This is a genomic window from Cytobacillus sp. S13-E01 (genome assembly GCF_029193815.1).
Taxonomy (GTDB): domain Bacteria; phylum Bacillota; class Bacilli; order Bacillales; family Bacillaceae_L; genus Bacillus_BV.
The window spans coordinates 21,376-38,521 of the sequence record NZ_JARFVC010000010.1; the positions used below are offsets into that span (position 1 = coordinate 21,376).

General features: G+C 36.9%; 18 protein-coding genes and 1 riboswitch. All 18 genes read left to right on the forward strand.

Features of this window, described 5'->3' with window-relative positions:
• Positions 1–113: 113 nt before the first annotated feature.
• The 18 genes from PY093_RS09010 (at position 114) to PY093_RS09100 (ending at position 16,853) form a co-directional block, all read left to right on the forward strand.
• Positions 114–1,121, forward strand: coding sequence for a DoxX family membrane protein (locus PY093_RS09010; RefSeq protein WP_275645560.1), 1,008 nt, complete (start codon positions 114–116; stop codon positions 1,119–1,121).
• 227 nt (positions 1,122–1,348) lie between these two features.
• Positions 1,349–1,873, forward strand: coding sequence for an RNA polymerase sigma factor SigY (gene sigY, locus PY093_RS09015; protein WP_275645561.1), 525 nt, complete (start codon positions 1,349–1,351; stop codon positions 1,871–1,873).
• On the forward strand, positions 1,863–2,198 hold the full coding sequence (locus PY093_RS09020) for a YxlC family protein (protein ID WP_275645562.1): 336 nt from the start codon (positions 1,863–1,865) through the stop codon (positions 2,196–2,198). The genes sigY and PY093_RS09020 overlap by 11 nt, the downstream gene beginning before the upstream one ends.
• A 196-nt stretch (positions 2,199–2,394) precedes the next feature.
• A complete protein-coding gene (locus PY093_RS09030) occupies positions 2,395–2,598 on the forward strand; it encodes a hypothetical protein (protein ID WP_275645564.1) in 204 nt (67 codons plus the stop codon).
• Positions 2,579–2,893: a YbjQ family protein gene (locus PY093_RS09035; RefSeq protein WP_275645565.1), complete on the forward strand. Its 315-nt coding sequence runs from the start codon at positions 2,579–2,581 to the stop codon at positions 2,891–2,893. Before PY093_RS09030 ends, PY093_RS09035 begins: the two co-directional genes overlap by 20 nt.
• Before the next feature lie 121 nt (positions 2,894–3,014).
• Positions 3,015–3,122: riboswitch (TPP riboswitch) on the forward strand.
• Between the two features lie 158 nt (positions 3,123–3,280).
• The gene (gene tenA / locus PY093_RS09040; protein ID WP_275645566.1) at positions 3,281–4,000 is read left to right on the forward strand and encodes a thiaminase II; all 720 of its coding nucleotides are present in this window, start codon (positions 3,281–3,283) and stop codon (positions 3,998–4,000) included.
• Between the two features lie 67 nt (positions 4,001–4,067).
• Positions 4,068–4,649, forward strand: coding sequence for an ECF transporter S component (locus tag PY093_RS09045; RefSeq protein ID WP_275645567.1), 582 nt, complete (start codon positions 4,068–4,070; stop codon positions 4,647–4,649).
• Positions 4,650–4,664: 15 nt separating this feature from the next.
• Positions 4,665–6,101 carry an ABC transporter ATP-binding protein gene (locus PY093_RS09050; protein WP_275645568.1) on the forward strand — a complete coding sequence of 479 codons (1,437 nt, stop codon included), beginning with the start codon at positions 4,665–4,667 and terminating at the stop codon, positions 6,099–6,101.
• A 37-nt stretch (positions 6,102–6,138) separates the two neighbouring features.
• Positions 6,139–6,939 (forward strand): energy-coupling factor transporter transmembrane component T family protein, encoded by an 801-nt coding sequence (locus PY093_RS09055; RefSeq protein ID WP_275645569.1) that lies wholly within the window; start codon positions 6,139–6,141, stop codon positions 6,937–6,939.
• Positions 6,940–7,055: 116 nt separating this feature from the next.
• On the forward strand, positions 7,056–7,676 hold the full coding sequence (tenI, locus tag PY093_RS09060; RefSeq protein ID WP_275645570.1) for a thiazole tautomerase TenI: 621 nt from the start codon (positions 7,056–7,058) through the stop codon (positions 7,674–7,676).
• Positions 7,673–8,803: a glycine oxidase ThiO gene (gene thiO / locus PY093_RS09065; RefSeq protein WP_275645571.1), complete on the forward strand. Its 1,131-nt coding sequence runs from the start codon at positions 7,673–7,675 to the stop codon at positions 8,801–8,803. Before tenI ends, thiO begins: the two co-directional genes overlap by 4 nt.
• A 16-nt stretch (positions 8,804–8,819) precedes the next feature.
• Positions 8,820–9,023, forward strand: coding sequence for a sulfur carrier protein ThiS (gene thiS / locus PY093_RS09070; RefSeq protein WP_275645572.1), 204 nt, complete (start codon positions 8,820–8,822; stop codon positions 9,021–9,023).
• A gap of 2 nt (positions 9,024–9,025) precedes the next feature.
• On the forward strand, positions 9,026–9,793 hold the full coding sequence (locus PY093_RS09075; protein ID WP_275645573.1) for a thiazole synthase: 768 nt from the start codon (positions 9,026–9,028) through the stop codon (positions 9,791–9,793).
• Positions 9,790–10,809, forward strand: coding sequence for a thiazole biosynthesis adenylyltransferase ThiF (locus PY093_RS09080; RefSeq protein WP_275645574.1), 1,020 nt, complete (start codon positions 9,790–9,792; stop codon positions 10,807–10,809). Before PY093_RS09075 ends, PY093_RS09080 begins: the two co-directional genes overlap by 4 nt.
• A 33-nt stretch (positions 10,810–10,842) precedes the next feature.
• Entirely contained in the window at positions 10,843–11,649 is an 807-nt protein-coding gene (thiD, locus tag PY093_RS09085) for a bifunctional hydroxymethylpyrimidine kinase/phosphomethylpyrimidine kinase (protein WP_275645575.1), read from the forward strand.
• Positions 11,646–12,281 (forward strand): thiamine phosphate synthase, encoded by a 636-nt coding sequence (thiE, locus tag PY093_RS09090; protein WP_275645576.1) that lies wholly within the window; start codon positions 11,646–11,648, stop codon positions 12,279–12,281. The genes thiD and thiE overlap by 4 nt, the downstream gene beginning before the upstream one ends.
• 796 nt (positions 12,282–13,077) lie before the next feature.
• Complete coding sequence (locus PY093_RS09095; protein WP_275645577.1) at positions 13,078–14,835, forward strand: ABC transporter ATP-binding protein; 1,758 nt, start codon at positions 13,078–13,080, stop codon at positions 14,833–14,835.
• Positions 14,832–16,853 carry an ABC transporter ATP-binding protein gene (locus tag PY093_RS09100; protein WP_275645578.1) on the forward strand — a complete coding sequence of 674 codons (2,022 nt, stop codon included), beginning with the start codon at positions 14,832–14,834 and terminating at the stop codon, positions 16,851–16,853. Before PY093_RS09095 ends, PY093_RS09100 begins: the two co-directional genes overlap by 4 nt.
• Positions 16,854–17,146 lie beyond the last annotated feature (293 nt).

Below are 17,146 nucleotides of genomic sequence, written 5' to 3' on the forward strand. Positions count from 1 at the left end.
TATTAGATGAGACGCTTAGTTATAAGCGTTTTTTAGATTAATCCGTTTAACATTCGAATAGTTTAAACTAAACAGTAAAACATAAGGGTAAATTGAACTGTAGGAGATACATCATGAAGAAAACTTGGTTAATTGTTATTGCAATTTCAATTTCAATTGGAATCATGCTATCGCCATTTATTACAGAAGCACATGTAAAATGGTTTACTGGTGTGGAGCCTAAAAAAGAATCGATTGAAAATATACTATCGCCTTTTTTTCTTGTTGTTGCCTTTCTAGCAGCTTCTATACTAGCTGTATTACCGCAACTACTGCCAAAGCTTATGGATTTTCCATATGTAGGGAAAATAGATATGAAATTAGATAATTATCGCAAGTACTCACGCTATTTATTAAAGTATGGAACAGCCTTAACACTTATGATTCAAGTACTTTCAGGAACGATTTTTGCGCCTGAGTTTTTGCTTGAGAATAGCTGGGAGACGATTTTAGTCTGGGTGTCGATTGTCTTTTTATTTATCCCTAACGACTACGCTACTAAGACCGGCGCTGTGGTACTACTTGCCTTGTTCCTATACATCTTGTCAAATGTAGGACTTTTTCATATGTTAGATTATGGATTTTATTTAGCGATTATTGGTGTTTTGCTCATTGGTAAAACGAAGTTTGAAAACTGGGGTTTTCCATTTTTATACCTAGGTACTGGACTTTCTCTTTGCTGGGTAGCTGTTGAAAAGTGGGTATACCCTACCATGAGTGTTGATATTATTCAAAATCATGGTGTACCTACATTTGGGTTTGCACCAGAGTCTTTCATTGTACTAGCTGCATTTATCGAATTTGTGGTAGGTTATTTACTTGTTGTAGGTGTTTTAAATAGAATATTATCTGTTGTGCTTACATTAATATTTATTTCAACTACTTTATTATTTGGATCAACAGAAATCATTGGACATTTTATGATCCATATTGTATTAATCATTTTCATAATTGAAGGTGTATCATTTTACAACCCACCGATACGGATCCATAAAACAGTAGTAGACCAAATGGTTTTCGTATTTTTGAATTTTATCTTTGTTTTAGCGACATTCGTCCTTATCTATTACCGGTTCGCGTAATAAACTTAAGACGGCTTTCCTAGTTGGAGGCTGTCTTTTAGCTTGTAAAGAGAAGCTACTGAATTACTATAGGTAAAACTTGTGTTGATTATTTACAAATTCGAGTGAACTTTTTTATCATTTCTTTCGTATTATCTATAGTTTTAAAAGCGCAGGACACCCGAAAACTTGACTCTATCTTATCTTTTAAAAAAATAGACAAAATATTTAATGGGGAGAGCCATTATATGGACGAAAAAGATCTAATAAGAAATGCAAAGCGAGGTGACTCCTTAGCCTTTGCAATGCTTTTTGAAAAGCACTATTCATTCCTAGTGAAATATTTAATCAAAGTTACAATGAAGCCTGAAATTGCAGAAGATCTGGCCCAAGAAACAATGGTTAAATGTATAGAAAAGATTAAGCTATATAATGGAACATCGAAATTTTCTTCTTGGCTAATCACAATTGCAACGAATTTATATCTAGATGACCATCGTAAAAAGAAGCGTGAGCATAATTGGCAGGTTGATGAACAGGCAATACGTAAGCTGAAATGGCATTTTGAAAGTAATAATGAAGAATGGAATGATGTATTAACTGCACTGGGTAAGCTTTCAGATGAAATTCGTATTCCAATTGTTTTAAAACATTATTATGGGTACTCATATGTCGAAATCGCTGACATGCTTGGGATTGCTCTAGGTACTGTGAAATCTCGTATTCATAATGGAATTAAGGCTGTAAGGGAGGAGTTGAAAGATGATGAATAACAACAAACAACATACAGAACATGATAATCTGGGCATCATTAATGAAATAAAAATAGGTTTGGAAAAGGTAGATCGTACTTATCAAACAAACACACCAAATCTACACTGGTTTGAAATTATGATTAGTAAAGAAAAAGTAATTGCACGAAAGAAGTTAATGAAGGAGCTGGTAATTTTTTTCATCGTCGCCATTTCAGTAGTAAGTCTATTAATCATTACAGTATTGCAAGCACCTATAATTTTTCTTATCGTGCAATTAGCGGTTACTATAGGGTTGCCAATGGGTGTGTATTTACAACATAGGAAAAGGGTGATAGCAACATGACATCTGAAGAGCTAATCCTGTTATTTTTTGTAGCTATTATCCTGGTTATACAAAGCACATGGCTATTTTTAGATGCAAGAAAAAGAGGTCATAATTATTGGTTATGGGGGATAGTGGGCCTTATTCAAGCTCCAATGCCGACCTTGTTTTACTTGATTTTTGTTAGGAAGGCTTTTCGTAGGAAGTAGGTTGTAATATGGATAGATTAAAATACTTATTGATTTATACAGGATCAATTGGACAATTACTAGGTATAGTCTTTCTATTTATTAATATAACTGTAGCAGTTTATTTTTATATTGTGTATGGAATTGCTATCATTGCCCTATTTTTAACATTAGTGAAAGAACGTTTAAAAGAAAAAAAGGAGGAAGAAGAAAATGATTATAGTAACTACTGACTTTGTTCCGGGGAAGGAAATTAAAGAATTAAAGGGATTTGTTAGAGGAAGCACTGTTCAATCCAAGCATATTGGGAAGGACTTGCTAGCAGGCTTAAAAACAATTGTAGGTGGCGAAATCAAAGACTATACAGACATGATGGAGGAAGCACGAAAAATAGCAATTGGAAGAATGGTAGAAGATGCTAAAAATAAAGGGGCTAATGCTATCATTACAATGCGTTTAGAAACATCAAGTGTTATGGCAAATGCATCGGAAATTATTGCATATGGAACAGCGGTGACGGTTGAGTAAAAGACTAAACAAACAATAGTTGTACCAGGCCCTATTGTTTTATTTTTTCCGAAAAAAGGTTTGACAATTTTAAGAAACATGTTAGTATAGGAGCAGAAATAGGTTTTTAATCGAATATTCGTTTGTCCACTAGGGGTGCCTTATAAAAGGCTGAGATTAAAGTAGAACTTTAAGACTCTTAGAACCTGATCTGGTTTGTACCAGCGTAGGGAAGTGGAGTAAAAGAGAACTATCCTATCTTTCAATGTTTTCTACTACAACCACTTACTTTACGTTGATAAAGTAAGTGGTTTTTTGTGTTTTTTAGGGAAGTGCAGGTACTTCCCAACTAAATTCGACATGTACCAGGTACTTGTCGAATCAAAAAAATGAAACGGGGGAAGTAAGATGACATTTTCAAAATTGATTAGAGAAGAAGCTGGCCATATTTGGGATGCAAGTTTTAGCCACCCATTTGTAACAGGAATTGCAGACGGAACATTATCATTAGAATCATTTCGATACTACGTTATACAGGATGCGTATTATCTTTCTCACTTTGCAAAAATCCAAGCATTAGGAGCAGCAAAGGCTACAGATTTACATATTACAAATCGTTTGGCTGTTCATGCCCAGGGTACGTACGAGGCAGAATTATCACTACATAAGAACTTTTCAAAACGTCTTGGTATAACTGAAGAGGAAAGACAGAACTTTGAACCAGCACCGACTGCTTATGCTTATACATCACACCTATATCGTGCAGCTTACACAGGTCATTTAGGAGATATTATTGCGGCATTATTACCTTGTTATTGGTTGTATTATGAAATTGGTGAACGGATTCAAGACGCTACACCAGAGGAACCAATTTATCAAGAATGGATAGCCGCATACGGCGGAGATTGGTTTCGAACACTAGTTGAAGAACAAATTGACCGCTTAAATCAAATTGCCGAAACAGTCACAGAAAATGACCGTAACCGCATGAAAGAGCACTTTATCATTAGCAGTCAATATGAATACTCATTCTGGGAAATGGCCTATCGCCTCGAGGACTGGCCTGTGCAAAACATTCGACACGTTCATGGAACGTGTCGAATGGAGAAAAATCGACACCTTCCATGAACGTGTCGAATGGAGAAAAATCGACACCTTCCACGAACGTGTCGAAAAAGAAAGGAGTCTTATAATCATGAGTAAAGGGTTAAAGCTTACTGATATTTTAGTAACGGTTGTCATTGCGATTGCGTTTGGGATTGTGTATAAGTTGTGGGGGCCGCTTTATGCGGCAGTTAAGCCACTAGGGCTGCACGCTGATCAGTTGATTTATGGGATGTGGTTTATTGCGGCAACTGTTGCATTTTTAATCATTAGAAAGCCAGGTGTGGCACTTCTTGCTGAAACTGCAGCGGCGTCTGGTGAATTTTTAATGGGTTCTGAATTTGGTTTAACTGTTTTACTGTATGGTATTGTGCAAGGTTTATTTGCTGAGGTAGTCTTTCTAGCATTCCGTTACAAGCGTTTTAACATCATGGTTACTTGTTTAGCAGCTATTGGTGCAGCAGCGGGATCAATTATTATGGATTTTGCTTATGGTGAAATTGGTGACCTAACTGCGTGGAACTTAACGTTATTCTTGGTTGCTCGCTTTGTAGGATCAATTCTCCTAACAGGTGTACTTGCTTACTATCTAGTGAAGGCATTAGAAGCAACGGGTGTTACTAACCTAGTTCGTCCAGCAACGCAAAAGGATTTTGATGCACTAGATCAATAGATGGGATGCTATGAAATGAAGAAAATTGCTCATGTTCAAAAGCTAAGATTAAAATTTACTGGAGGAGAATCCTTGTTGTTTAAGGATTTATCCTCGGCATTTTATAAAGGTGAAAAAGTGCTTTTACTTGGACCATCTGGATGTGGAAAGTCAACACTTCTACAAGTATTAACAGGCTTAATACCTAATTCTATTGATGTACCGATGAAGGCAGAAAGTATCGAGATTCCATCCTCTTGGGGCTATGTATTTCAAGATCCAGATACACAGTTTTGTATGCCGTTTGTGGATGAAGAAATTGCCTTTGTGTTAGAAAATCTTCAAATTCCTAGAGCTAAAATGGGTAATAAAATGGAGGAACTTCTGCATCAAGTAGGCTTAGACCTTTCATCAACACATACTTCCATTAACACCCTATCAGGTGGAATGAAGCAGCGCTTAGCTATTGCTTCTGTGTTAGCTCTTAATCCTGAGGTTCTTTTTTTAGATGAGCCAACTGCGATGCTTGATCCAGAAGGAACAAAGGATATTTGGGACACAATTAAACAGGTAGGTAACGAGAAGACCGTTATAATTGTTGAACATAAAATTGATCATGTTATAGATTTTGTTGATAGAATTATTCTCTTTAATTCAAATGGAGAAATTATTGCTGATGGGCCAAAGGATGATATTTTCATAAGCTATAAAAAGGAAATGAAAGAACATGGAATCTGGTATCCAGGTGTATGGGATGATTATGTTAATGAAAGAACAAATGAAATAGTAGTACCTAAGCAATATAAAGATGAAGTAATAAGATTAGAGGAGTTTAAGGGTTATCGGAAGAAGGAAGAACAGATTCACGTAGCTAAAGCTACAGTCAAGGCGGGGGAATGGATTGTCATTCTAGGGGAAAATGGAGCAGGAAAAAGTACCTTACTACACTCTTTAATACAATTCATCAAAACCTCTGGACAATATGAATTAGGTGGAACGAACATCAAAAATATTAAAAAAATTACTCAGTATATGACGTTCGTTTTTCAAAATCCAGAGTTTCAATTTGTCACGAATACTGTGTTCGAAGAGATAGCCTATTCTTTACGAATCGAAAAACTCGATGAAAAAGTAATCAACGATAAAGTAGAAGAACTGTTAAGATTGTTTCAACTTGAAAATCATCGTAAACAGCATCCATATCAACTATCTATGGGACAAAAACGGAGATTAAGTGTGGCAGCCTCGATTGTCAATGAACAGGAAATTATGCTATTAGATGAGCCAACATTTGGGCAAGATTCAAAAAACACGTTCACTTTACTTGAATTAATTGAGGATTATCGTAAAAAAGGAACTACAATCATGATGGTCACCCATGATAAGAACATCGCTACTCATTTTGCGACTAGAATATGGCGGATCGAAGCTGGAAAGCTAGTTGCCGATAGCAATCTGAGTGAATCTCTTTAAAAAACAATTTGTGATTTTATAGAGAGGAGGGTCTTTGTTGCAACTTGAATTTTCTTATGAGGAAACATGGCTACATAAAATAAACCCAAGTGTAAAGCTCCTCGTTATGGTTTTTCTATTACTAATCGCTCTTTTCATTCATAACATTAACTTTATGGTGAATGTCACAATCGCTGCTTTTATTCTTTATTGTTGCTTCACCGGACATCCACTAAAGCGGGTTCTGCTTTTTTCACTACCCTTTTTGATGGTATTTGTTTCAACAGCATCATCGATGATTTTATTTGGAAAAGGTGATACTACTTGGTTTAAGTGGGGACTTATTAATATTTCACAGGAAAGCTTTTACAGAGGGATCCATATTGGTTTTCGAGCGCTCACTTTTGCAGCACTTGGATTAACATTTGCCTTAACAACCAGACCAGTTTATTTATTTTATTCATTAATGCAGCAGCTAAAATTAAAACCAAAATATGCATATAGCTTTATGGCAGGGGTTCGGCTCATACCGATTATGTTTGAAGAATTTCAAACAATCCGGAATGCGCTGAAGGTTCGTGGGGGAGATAGTAGTAATGGTATATCAGCCATTTTTACTAAAATAAAAGCATACACTATACCATTACTGTCTCAAAGTATTAGACGAGCACATCGAATCGCTGTTGCCATGGAAGCCAAAGGATTTTCAGATGCTACCAAAAGAACGTATTATTATCATATAGGGTACTCCAAATATGATTTCATCTTCATACTTTATTTTGTAATTTTACTAATACTAGGCTACTATACTTCAATTCACATACCATATTTACCTGTTACAGACATACGTTATACCTAAAAAATTCGACACCTTCCACGAACATGTCGAATGAAAAAATTCGACACCTTCGTGGAACATGTCGAAAAGGGTTTAGGAAGTGTGGTTTTTTGTTTTAAAAGATAAGGAGAGTCGATATGCATCGTAAAGAACTCCATATTATTTCAACTGGACAGCAAACGATGAAGGAATTTGTAGACATCATTGTCACTATTCATCATTATGTGGATTACATTCATATACGTGAAAAAATGAAAACAGCCAAGGAACTATATGAAACTGTGATGTTACTTACAGAAAAAAATATTCCTTTGTCTAAAATTATATTAAATGACAGAGTGGATGTTGCTTATGCTACAAAGGTTTCAGGGGTTCAACTTGCACATCATAGTTTGGATATAAAGACCGTTAAATCTATGTTTCCTGGCTTACAGATCGGTTTATCAGTTCACTCAATAGAAGAAGCAATGCTCGGTAAGCTACACGGAGCAGATTACTGTTTTTATGGTCATATCTTTACTACGCAATCCAAACCAGGTATTGCTCCCAGAGGAATTGAAGGTTTAAAACAAATCGCCGATTCCACGACATTACCTGTAATTGCAATTGGTGGAATAAAACCAGAGCATGTGAAGCAAGTAATCGATGCTGGGGCAAGGGGAATTGCTATTTTATCAGGTGTGTTATTGGCCCCTAATCCTTTAAAAGCGGTCAAAGATTACTCTTACAAATTAGGAAGGGAAGGTGACTGTATATGAAGCTTGAAAGATATGATGCTATCATTATAGGTGGTGGTGTAAATGGAAGTGCAATTACATACAACCTTGCTAAACGTGGGAAAAAGGTAATTTTATTAGAAAAAGAACGTCTTGCCAGTCAAGCTTCAAGTGCAGCGGCTGGAATGATTGCTGCCCAAACTGAACTTGATGAAGATGGTCCACTTTTTCAGTTAGCACGAAAAAGCAGGATGATGTTTGGGAGCCTTGCAACAGAATTAAAGAAACATAGTGGTATTGATATAGAACTTATAAATAAAGGCATGTACAAGGTGGCATCAACGCTTGAAGAAGAGGATGAGTTAAAGAAAATAATCCAGATCCAGAACCGGCTTGGCGAAGATGCCGAGTGGTTATCAGGTAGTGATCTTAGACTGAAAGAGCCTGCTCTATCAAATGATGTGTTAGGTGCCATGTATGTACAGATGGATGGCCAGGTGTCAGCCCCAAAACTGACACAAGCATATGCAAAATCTGCGGCAGTATTAGGTGCTGAAATTAGGGAATTTGTTGATGTTTACAAAATTAATGATGAAAACGGTGTAATAACAGGAGTAGCAACAAATGAAGGTACTTTTGCTAGTGAAAATGTAATTGTTAGCACTGGTGCTTGGAGTAAACGATTGTTACAAAACTCCGGAGTAGAAATTGAAGTATACCCTGTAAAAGGAGAATGCTTTTCTGTAACTGCACATCATCCGATAATAAGTAGCCCGATTTTTTCCCATGGTTGCTATCTTGTTCCTAAACAAGGTGGGCGTTTAATTGTTGGAGCAACTGTAAAACCGTATACCTTTAATAAAAAAGTTACAATTGATGGTATTTCGACTCTTATGGAGAAAGCGAAAAGGCTTGTTCCTTCGATTGTTGAAGCGGAATGGGAGAAGGCTTGGGCGGGTATTCGGCCACAAACAGGTGATGGTCTCCCTTATTTAGGTGAGCACCCCTATATCCGTGGGTTATTTATAGCAACAGGACATTTCAGAAATGGTATTTTACTCGCACCAATTACAGGCGAATTACTTGCTGATTTTGTTGAAAGGAGGCCAATTGATGAGAAATTCGTAGAGGCCTTTCAAATCGAACGTACCCTTAAAACAATTGTTTAAAGAGGAGTGGGAAAAAATGATGCTTATTATAAATGGTGATCAAATTGAAGTACCAGGTAGGATTGACGATGTTTCAAAGCTATTAACGCATTTTGATCTTGACCAAAAGGTTGTCATTGTTGAATGGAATCAAACGATTTTAGAAAAAGGGATACATCAAGATACAAGGTTGTCTGATGGAGACCGTATTGAAATTGTTCATTTTGTAGGAGGCGGATGATTATGTTGAAAATAGGAAAATATGAATTTAACTCACGACTTTTACTAGGTACAGGAAAATATCCGAACTTTGAAATTCAAAAAGAAGCAGTTGGAGTTTCAGAAACGGAAATTCTTACATTTGCAGTTAGACGAATGAATATTTTTGAAGCTACCCAACCAAACTTTTTAGAAAAGTTAGACCTTAGTAATTATACCTTATTACCTAACACAGCGGGTGCAAAAACAGCAGAAGAGGCTGTCCGTATTGCAAAGCTTGCAAAAGCATCTGGACTTTGTGACATGATTAAAGTAGAAGTCATTGGATGTCAAAAGACATTGCTACCAGATCCAGTCGAAACATTAAAGGCATCCGAAGAGTTATTAAAAGAAGGCTTTATCGTTTTACCTTATACGTCAGATGATGTATTATTAGCAAAACGCTTAGAAGACTTAGGCTGTCATGCTATTATGCCAGGAGCATCCCCAATTGGCTCTGGACAAGGAATTATAAATCCATTAAACCTACGATTCATTATCGAACAATCGACTGTACCTGTCATTGTTGATGCAGGAATTGGGACACCTTCAGATGCAGCAATTGCAATGGAACTAGGCGCTGATGGAGTATTATTAAACACTGCTGTTTCAGGAGCAAATGACCCAGTTAAAATGGCAAAAGCCATGAAGCTAGCGATTGAAGCTGGTAGGTTTGGCTATGAAGCAGGTCGGATTCCGAAAAAACAATATGCAACAGCTAGTAGTCCGATGGAAGGAATGAGTATTAGTTGAATGATAGATATTCACGACAAGAGATTTTCCCTTCAATTGGCATAGTAGGCCAACAAAAAATACGAAATAAACATGTACTTGTAATAGGTGCAGGTGCCCTTGGAACGGGTAGCGCCGAGGCACTGGTACGTGCTGGAATTGGAAAACTTACGATTGTTGATAGAGATTATGTTGAATGGAGCAATCTTGGGCGACAACAGTTATATTGTGAGGAAGATGCGATAAATCGAATCCCAAAAGCAGTTGCTGCACAGAAACGGTTAAAAAGAGTTAACTCAGATGTAGAAATACATGCACATGTTATGGATGTTTCTATTCAAGAAATAGAACGGCTTATTGTCGGCGTGGACTTGATCATGGATGCAACCGATAATTTTGACACGCGGATGCTAATTAATGATATTTCCCAAAAATATAACATACCATGGATTTATGGAGCTTGTGTCGGTAGTTACGGTATTTCATACACTATTTTACCAGGCGAAACACCATGTCTAAATTGTTTGTTAGAAACCGTTCCAATTGGTGGATTAACCTGCGACACAGCGGGTATCATTAGTCCTGCAGTTCAAATGGTTACAGCTTATCAAGTAACTGAAGCATTAAAAATCTTAGTGGAAGATTTTTTTGCACTTCGAAAAAAACTAGTATCCTTTGATTTATGGAAAAATCAACATACAGCGATAAATGTTGAAAAAGTTAAGAAATCAGCCTGTTTATCATGTGGTACTGAGCAAACATATCCATTTCTTTCGTTTGAAACCCAAACAAAGACAGCAGTTTTATGTGGAAGAGAGTCTGTACAAATACGTCCAGCCCAACGGATGGAACGTGATTTAGAAAAGCTTGCTGAATTACTTTCAACACAAGGTGGTAAAGTTGAGCGGAACCCATATTTGGTTTCATTTACAATCGATAACCATCGTTTAGTTATTTTTAAAGATGGTCGGGCCTTAGTTCACGGAACAAAGGATATTGCAGAAGCAAAAACGTTATACCATCGATACTTAGGTTAATAATGGGGGTAGACCCATAAAAGAGGTGTGGAAATGGTAGTCTATAAAGCACTGACAATTGCTGGTTCTGACAGCGGTGGTGGCGCAGGGATACAAGCTGACTTAAAGACCTTTCAAGAACTAGATGTATTTGGGATGACGGCAATAACAGCAGTTACGGCTCAAAACACACTAGGTGTGCAGGGTGTATATCCGATGTCGATTGAAGCAGTTGTAGAACAAATTAGATCGATTGCCACTGATTTGAGTCCAGATGCTGTTAAAACAGGAATGTTATTTAGTAGTGCATTAATCCAAGTCGTTTCAACGGAAATGAAACAAGCAAACTGGGAAAAGATAGTCGTTGATCCTGTGATGATCGCAAAAGGCGGTGCGGCTCTTTTACAGGAGGAGGCAGTTGACGCCTTAAAACAATATTTAATCCCACTTGCATATGTTATAACACCGAACATCCCGGAGGCAGAAGTAATCACAGGCATGAAAATTACTACTTTTGAGGATCGAAAGAAAGCAGCACAACTCATTTATGAAATAGGTGCGAAGCATGTAGTTATAAAAGGTGGACATGATGACTTAGAGGTAGTAACTGATTTATTATATGATGGAGAAAAATTTCAAGAATTTCATAGCCAACGCGCTCACACAAAACACACTCATGGGACTGGTTGTACCTTTGCGGCAGTCATTACAGCTGAGTTAGCAAAAGGAAACTCTGTGTATGATGCAGTGTGGATTGCTAAGGCTTATATTCAAGCTGCTATTTGGGATGAGCTTGGGATTGGTGCGGGGCATGGACCTACAAATCATTGGGCCTATAGAAAAAGAGGAGCTTTAGTATGAAAAGGGAATTACTAACATTGTACTTGGTAATGGGAAGTCAAAACTGTCATAGAGATCCACGACATGTACTACGAGAAGCGATTGAAGGAGGCATTACACTTTTTCAATTTCGCGAAAAAGGTACTGGTTGTTTAGTAGATTCCGAGAAACAAACATTAGCAAGGGACTTATTAAGTATTTGTAGAGAGCATCAGATCCCTTTTATCGTGAATGATGATATAGAGCTAGCACTAGAAATAGGTGCAGATGGAGTCCATATTGGCCAGGAAGATGAGCCATTAGATTTAGTACGTGAGAAAATCGGTAAAAAACTCCTTGGAGTATCAGCGCATAATGTAGTAGAAGCGTTTGCTGCAATGGCAGGTGGGGCTGACTATCTTGGTGTAGGTCCAATATATGCTACTACAACTAAAACGGATATTAGAGAAGTGAAAGGCCCAGAAGTAATAGAAGAAATTCGCAAAGCAGGGCTAACGATTCCCATTGTCGGGATAGGTGGCATCACAGCAGAAAGAGTTGAAGACGTTCGAAAAGCCGGAGCCGACGGAGTCGCAGTAATATCGGCCATTAGTCAGGCTGTCTCTCCTAGATATAGTACGGGGAAGATACTTATGGAGGTAAAAAAGAGCTGATTTTCAGCTCTTTCTTTAAAATGTAAGAAAGTATAAAAGTTTGTACCTAGTTTTAGTGTCTAGCTCCAGGCGCCATGGGCACTATGGCATAAGACGAGAAATCCCAGTGTGGCGGGATTTCTACGGGTTTTGGTCGAAAGTTGGGTTAAAAAGGTATTGGGTATTAGTCTAGATGCTTTTTTTACAAATATTTTAAATTCTCGTCTGAATTAACGAAATACTCGTCTAGTCGGCGAGTAATACTTTTCTAATAAATTTACTTAACAAAACCAGAGTGAATTTTTCGAAAAAGTAGTAATTGACAAAATTAAATACACAATGGTAAACTTACAAAGGAAAACTTATACAATAAATGGAAAAGGAGGGTTGCGAAATGGAAATTGTAATCACTGGACTATATCAGCAACCACAATTTAATAATTTCGTGACCTGTTCTTTTTAAGACCATTCTTTAAAACTAGTTGTTAAAAGGAGTGCAGGTCACAATAGGTGACGTGTGCTCTTTTTATGTAATCGTAAATTATAGAGGAAAATTGTGAAATCCATTTATACTACTGTGTATTGGTATATTCTAGTTCTCTATTTTACCGAAAGCATATCGCACTTGTTGCGGTATGCTTTTTTTTATGTCGCTTTACCCCGTGTACTACACCAATTTGGTGTTTACAAATAAATATCCAAATCTGAAGGAGGAATTTGTCATGAACCTAGTAGGTGCAATGGGAATGAAGTATGTAGGAAATCTAGACAGTGGTTAGTAATGTTTTACTGACAATCATGAGAGGAGCTGACAGCGATGTTATCAGTTTTAGGAAAATTATCTTGGTTTTTTAAATTATATTGGAAGCGATATACGGTTGCCATTTTATTATTAATTTTTGTGGGTCTATTAGAAATCATTCCACCTAAATTAATTGGGGTTGCAATTGACCGAATTCATACAGGAAGTTTAACAAAGGAACAATTGCTACAATATATTGTCTTTTTAACAATATTAGCAGTGATCATCTACGGTATTACTTATACCTGGATGTATAAGCTTTTTGGCGGAGCGTATCTTGTAGAACGCATTCTACGTGGACGCTTCATGAGACATTTATTAAAAATGACACCAACTTTTTATGAAAAAAATAGAACGGGTGACTTAATGGCCCGTGCAACAAATGATTTAAAGGCAATATCAATGACAGCCGGTTTCGGGATTTTAACATTAGTTGACTCTAGCATATTTATGCTAACGATTTTATTTACAATGGGAATTTTAATAAGCTGGAAATTAACATTTGCAGCATTGCTTCCATTACCCTTAATTGCAATTGCTATGAGCATCTACGGAAAAAAGATTCACCAACGTTTCACAAAAGCACAAGACGCTTTTGGAACAATGAATGACCAAGTATTAGAATCAGTTGCTGGAGTTAGGGTAGTCCGTGCTTACGTTCAGGAAAAGGCTGATCAACAACGATTTAACACTATCACAGAAGATGTCTATCAGAAAAACGTGAAGGTCGCAAAAATTGATGCGTTATTTGAACCGACGATTAAAATTCTTGTTGGAATGAGCTATTTAATCGGGTTAGGCTACGGTGCATATCTAGTGTTTCGAAATGTCATAACCTTAGGTGAACTGGTATCTTTCAACGTATATTTAGGGATGATGATTTGGCCAATGTTTGCGATTGGAGAGCTCATTAACATTATGCAGCGCGGGAATGCCTCACTTGATCGAGTAAATGAAACGCTTGCATATGAGGCTGATGTAACGAACCATGAAGAGACAATGCAAGTAGGAATCCCAGAAAAAATTGAGTTTGATAATGTTATCTTCCAATACCCATCCTCAACAGTGACAAATTTAAACCATGTTTCTTTTTCAATAAAACGTGGTCAAACACTTGGAGTGGTAGGGAAAACAGGAAGTGGGAAAACAACGCTTGTAAAACAGCTATTACGTGAATACCCATTGGGTCAGGGGGGAATTCTTGTCTCAGGAGTCCCTTTAGATCGAATTGCAATTGAGGAAATCAATCAATGGGTAGGTTATGTTCCGCAAGACCATATATTGTTTTCTCGAACAGTAAGAGAAAACATCCTATTTGGAAAAAAGGATGCGTCACACGAAGAATTAGCAAAGGCAATTGAGCTTGCTGCTTTCAAAAAGGATTTAACAATGCTACCTGAAGGTTTGGACACACTGGTTGGGGAAAAAGGTTTTGCATTATCTGGTGGTCAAAAACAACGTATTTCAATTGCTCGCGCATTAACAGTTGATCCTGAGATATTAATATTAGATGATTCACTATCAGCAGTTGATGCAAAAACGGAAACAAAGATTCTTAATAATATCCGTAAAGAACGTGCTGATAAAACGACGATTATTACAACTCATAGACTTTCTGCAGTTGAACATGCAGATTGGATTGTCGTACTTGATGATGGTCGAATTGTCGAAGAAGGCACACACGAACAACTAGTCAAACGAAATGGCTGGTACAAAGAACAATTTGACCGACAGCAAATTGAGAATTTAGATGAAGGTGGGGTGTCAGCATGAACGTAGGAAAACGCCTAGTTAATTATGCACTCCTTTATAAGAAGACAATCATTTTTGCTTTAATAATGTTGACTATCGCAGTCGCTGCAGAACTTACAGGACCATTTATAGCTAAAAAAATGATTGATGATCACATTCTTGGTATTGAAAGAACTTGGTATGAAACGAAGGAAAGTGATGGGGCAGTCAACTATAACAAAAGTTGGTATAAACGATCTGATAACTTCGTAGCAGGTGAAGAAAAAGGCAAGGAAGTAAGAGTACTTCAAGTAAATCGCTCTTATTACTTTGTCAATCAGGCTATTGAATTTGATGGTCAAAGATCCATGGAAAACGGTTTTGTGAAAATTTCTCGAAATGATAATGAGAACCTATATGAAGCAGACAAACTGACTAAAGCTGAGCTATTTTCTTTTTATAGCCCGCAAATTCCTAAGCTTATAAACTTAATTGCGATTTACTTTGGTTTACTAGTGGTTTCATCAATTTTTCATTATGGCCAACGTTACTACCTGCAAACTTCTTCAAACCGAATTATTCAAAAAATGAGAAAAGATGTGTTTGCACAGGTACAACGTTTACCAATTAATTACTTTGATAACCTTCCAGCAGGAAAGGTTGTTTCTAGAATTACAAATGATACAGAGGCAATTAGGGATCTCTATGTATCAGTGCTAGCAAACTTTTTCACAGGGATTATCTATATAACAGGGATATTTATAGCTCTATTGCTACTAGATCTTAAATTAGCGCTTATCTGCATGGTGCTGATTCCAATTCTGTTTATTTGGATTAAAGTGTACAGAAAATACGCTTCCCAATACAACCATAAAATCCGTTCGAGGTTAAGTGATATTAATGGAACGATAAATGAATCAATTCAAGGAATGACGATCATACAGGCTTTCCGTCGTCAGAATCAGTCTAAAATGGAATTTGAAGCATTAAACGATGAACATTTTTCCTATCAAAATAAACTATTAAATTTAAATGCGTTAACCTCCCACAATTTAGTAGGGGTCTTACGTAATATGTCATTTGTTGCGTTAATTTGGTATTTCGGTGGGGCGTCACTTGGTATCGGAACCGTCGTATCAATTGGTGTACTTTACGCATTTGTTGATTATTTAAATCGATTGTTTCAACCAATAACCGGTATCGTTAACCAGCTAGCGATACTAGAGCAGTCTTTAGTAGCAGCTGAACGTGTTTTCAACCTTCTTGATACAGATGGAGTAGATGTAACTTCTGCAACAGAATATCCTAGATATAAAGGAAATGTTGAATTTAGTCATGTTAACTTTGGTTATAAAGAAGGCGATTATGTATTAAAAGATATATCTTTTAAAGCAAACCAGGGAGAAACTGTCGCATTAGTAGGGCATACTGGTTCAGGTAAAAGCTCGATTATGAATTTGTTGTTCCGCTTTTATGATATCAAGGAAGGGAAAATTTTGATTGACGGACAGGATGTTAATGAATTACCGAAGCAAATGTTAAGGAAGCATATGGGAATTGTTCTACAAGATCCATTCCTTTTCACTGGTACAATCGCATCCAATGTCAGTTTAGATGATCCTTCAATTACACGCGAAAAGGTTGAAAAGGCACTTAAAGATGTAGGGGCAGATCAACTATTAAAAAGTCTTCCAAAAGGATTTGATGAGCCGGTTATAGAAAAAGGTAGTACACTTTCATCAGGTCAACGTCAGTTGATTTCATTTGCACGCGCACTTGCGTTTGATCCGGCAATCTTAATACTAGATGAAGCAACCGCAAGCATTGATACAGAGACCGAAGCGATTATTCAAAAAGCGTTAGAAGTCTTAAAGAAAGGTAGAACAACGTTTATCATCGCACACCGCTTATCAACCATACGAAATGCAGATCAAATACTAGTTCTTGATCGTGGTCGAATTGTTGAACGAGGAAACCATGACGATTTGATGAGAACTAGTGGGAAATATTTTCAAATGTATCAGCTACAACAGGGAAAAAATAAAAACCTAGCAGTTTAAAACGTTAACATGCTACCAACCAAATAATATAAAAGTGACTGTTCAAGTTGGACGGTCACTTTAAAAATTCATAAGAAGTTCACTCCAATGTCAACAATTGTCCAAAAACCATTCAATTTTATCAATAAGATTAGTGATAATCTTTATTTAGAAATTGATTATAGGAGGTATGAGCGATGGAGGAGCTTTCGATTACATTTAACATTGCATCTGCATTAGTTTTACTATTGTTCATTGGCTATGCCGTGTTAGATTCATAAAAAAATGGCTACCAAATTTGGTGGCTTATTTAT

Excerpts from the sequence above, each read along its gene's own strand:
- tenI (WP_275645570.1), top strand. The coding sequence starts at position 7,056 with ATGCATCGTAAAGAACTCCATATTATTTCAACTGGACAGCAAACGATG.
- thiE (WP_275645576.1), top strand. The coding sequence starts at position 11,646 with ATGAAAAGGGAATTACTAACATTGTACTTGGTAATGGGAAGTCAAAAC.
- PY093_RS09075 (WP_275645573.1), top strand. The coding sequence starts at position 9,026 with ATGTTGAAAATAGGAAAATATGAATTTAACTCACGACTTTTACTAGGT.
- PY093_RS09020 (WP_275645562.1), top strand. The coding sequence starts at position 1,863 with ATGATGAATAACAACAAACAACATACAGAACATGATAATCTGGGCATC.
- PY093_RS09035 (WP_275645565.1), top strand. The coding sequence starts at position 2,579 with ATGATTATAGTAACTACTGACTTTGTTCCGGGGAAGGAAATTAAAGAA.
- tenA (WP_275645566.1), top strand. The coding sequence starts at position 3,281 with ATGACATTTTCAAAATTGATTAGAGAAGAAGCTGGCCATATTTGGGAT.
- thiD (WP_275645575.1), top strand. The coding sequence starts at position 10,843 with ATGGTAGTCTATAAAGCACTGACAATTGCTGGTTCTGACAGCGGTGGT.
- PY093_RS09045 (WP_275645567.1), top strand. The coding sequence starts at position 4,068 with ATGAGTAAAGGGTTAAAGCTTACTGATATTTTAGTAACGGTTGTCATT.
- PY093_RS09030 (WP_275645564.1), top strand. The coding sequence starts at position 2,395 with ATGGATAGATTAAAATACTTATTGATTTATACAGGATCAATTGGACAA.
- PY093_RS09050 (WP_275645568.1), top strand. The coding sequence starts at position 4,665 with ATGAAGAAAATTGCTCATGTTCAAAAGCTAAGATTAAAATTTACTGGA.
- PY093_RS09095 (WP_275645577.1), top strand. The coding sequence starts at position 13,078 with ATGTTATCAGTTTTAGGAAAATTATCTTGGTTTTTTAAATTATATTGG.
- PY093_RS09010 (WP_275645560.1), top strand. The coding sequence starts at position 114 with ATGAAGAAAACTTGGTTAATTGTTATTGCAATTTCAATTTCAATTGGA.
- sigY (WP_275645561.1), top strand. The coding sequence starts at position 1,349 with ATGGACGAAAAAGATCTAATAAGAAATGCAAAGCGAGGTGACTCCTTA.
- thiO (WP_275645571.1), top strand. The coding sequence starts at position 7,673 with ATGAAGCTTGAAAGATATGATGCTATCATTATAGGTGGTGGTGTAAAT.
- PY093_RS09100 (WP_275645578.1), top strand. The coding sequence starts at position 14,832 with ATGAACGTAGGAAAACGCCTAGTTAATTATGCACTCCTTTATAAGAAG.
- thiS (WP_275645572.1), top strand. The coding sequence starts at position 8,820 with ATGATGCTTATTATAAATGGTGATCAAATTGAAGTACCAGGTAGGATT.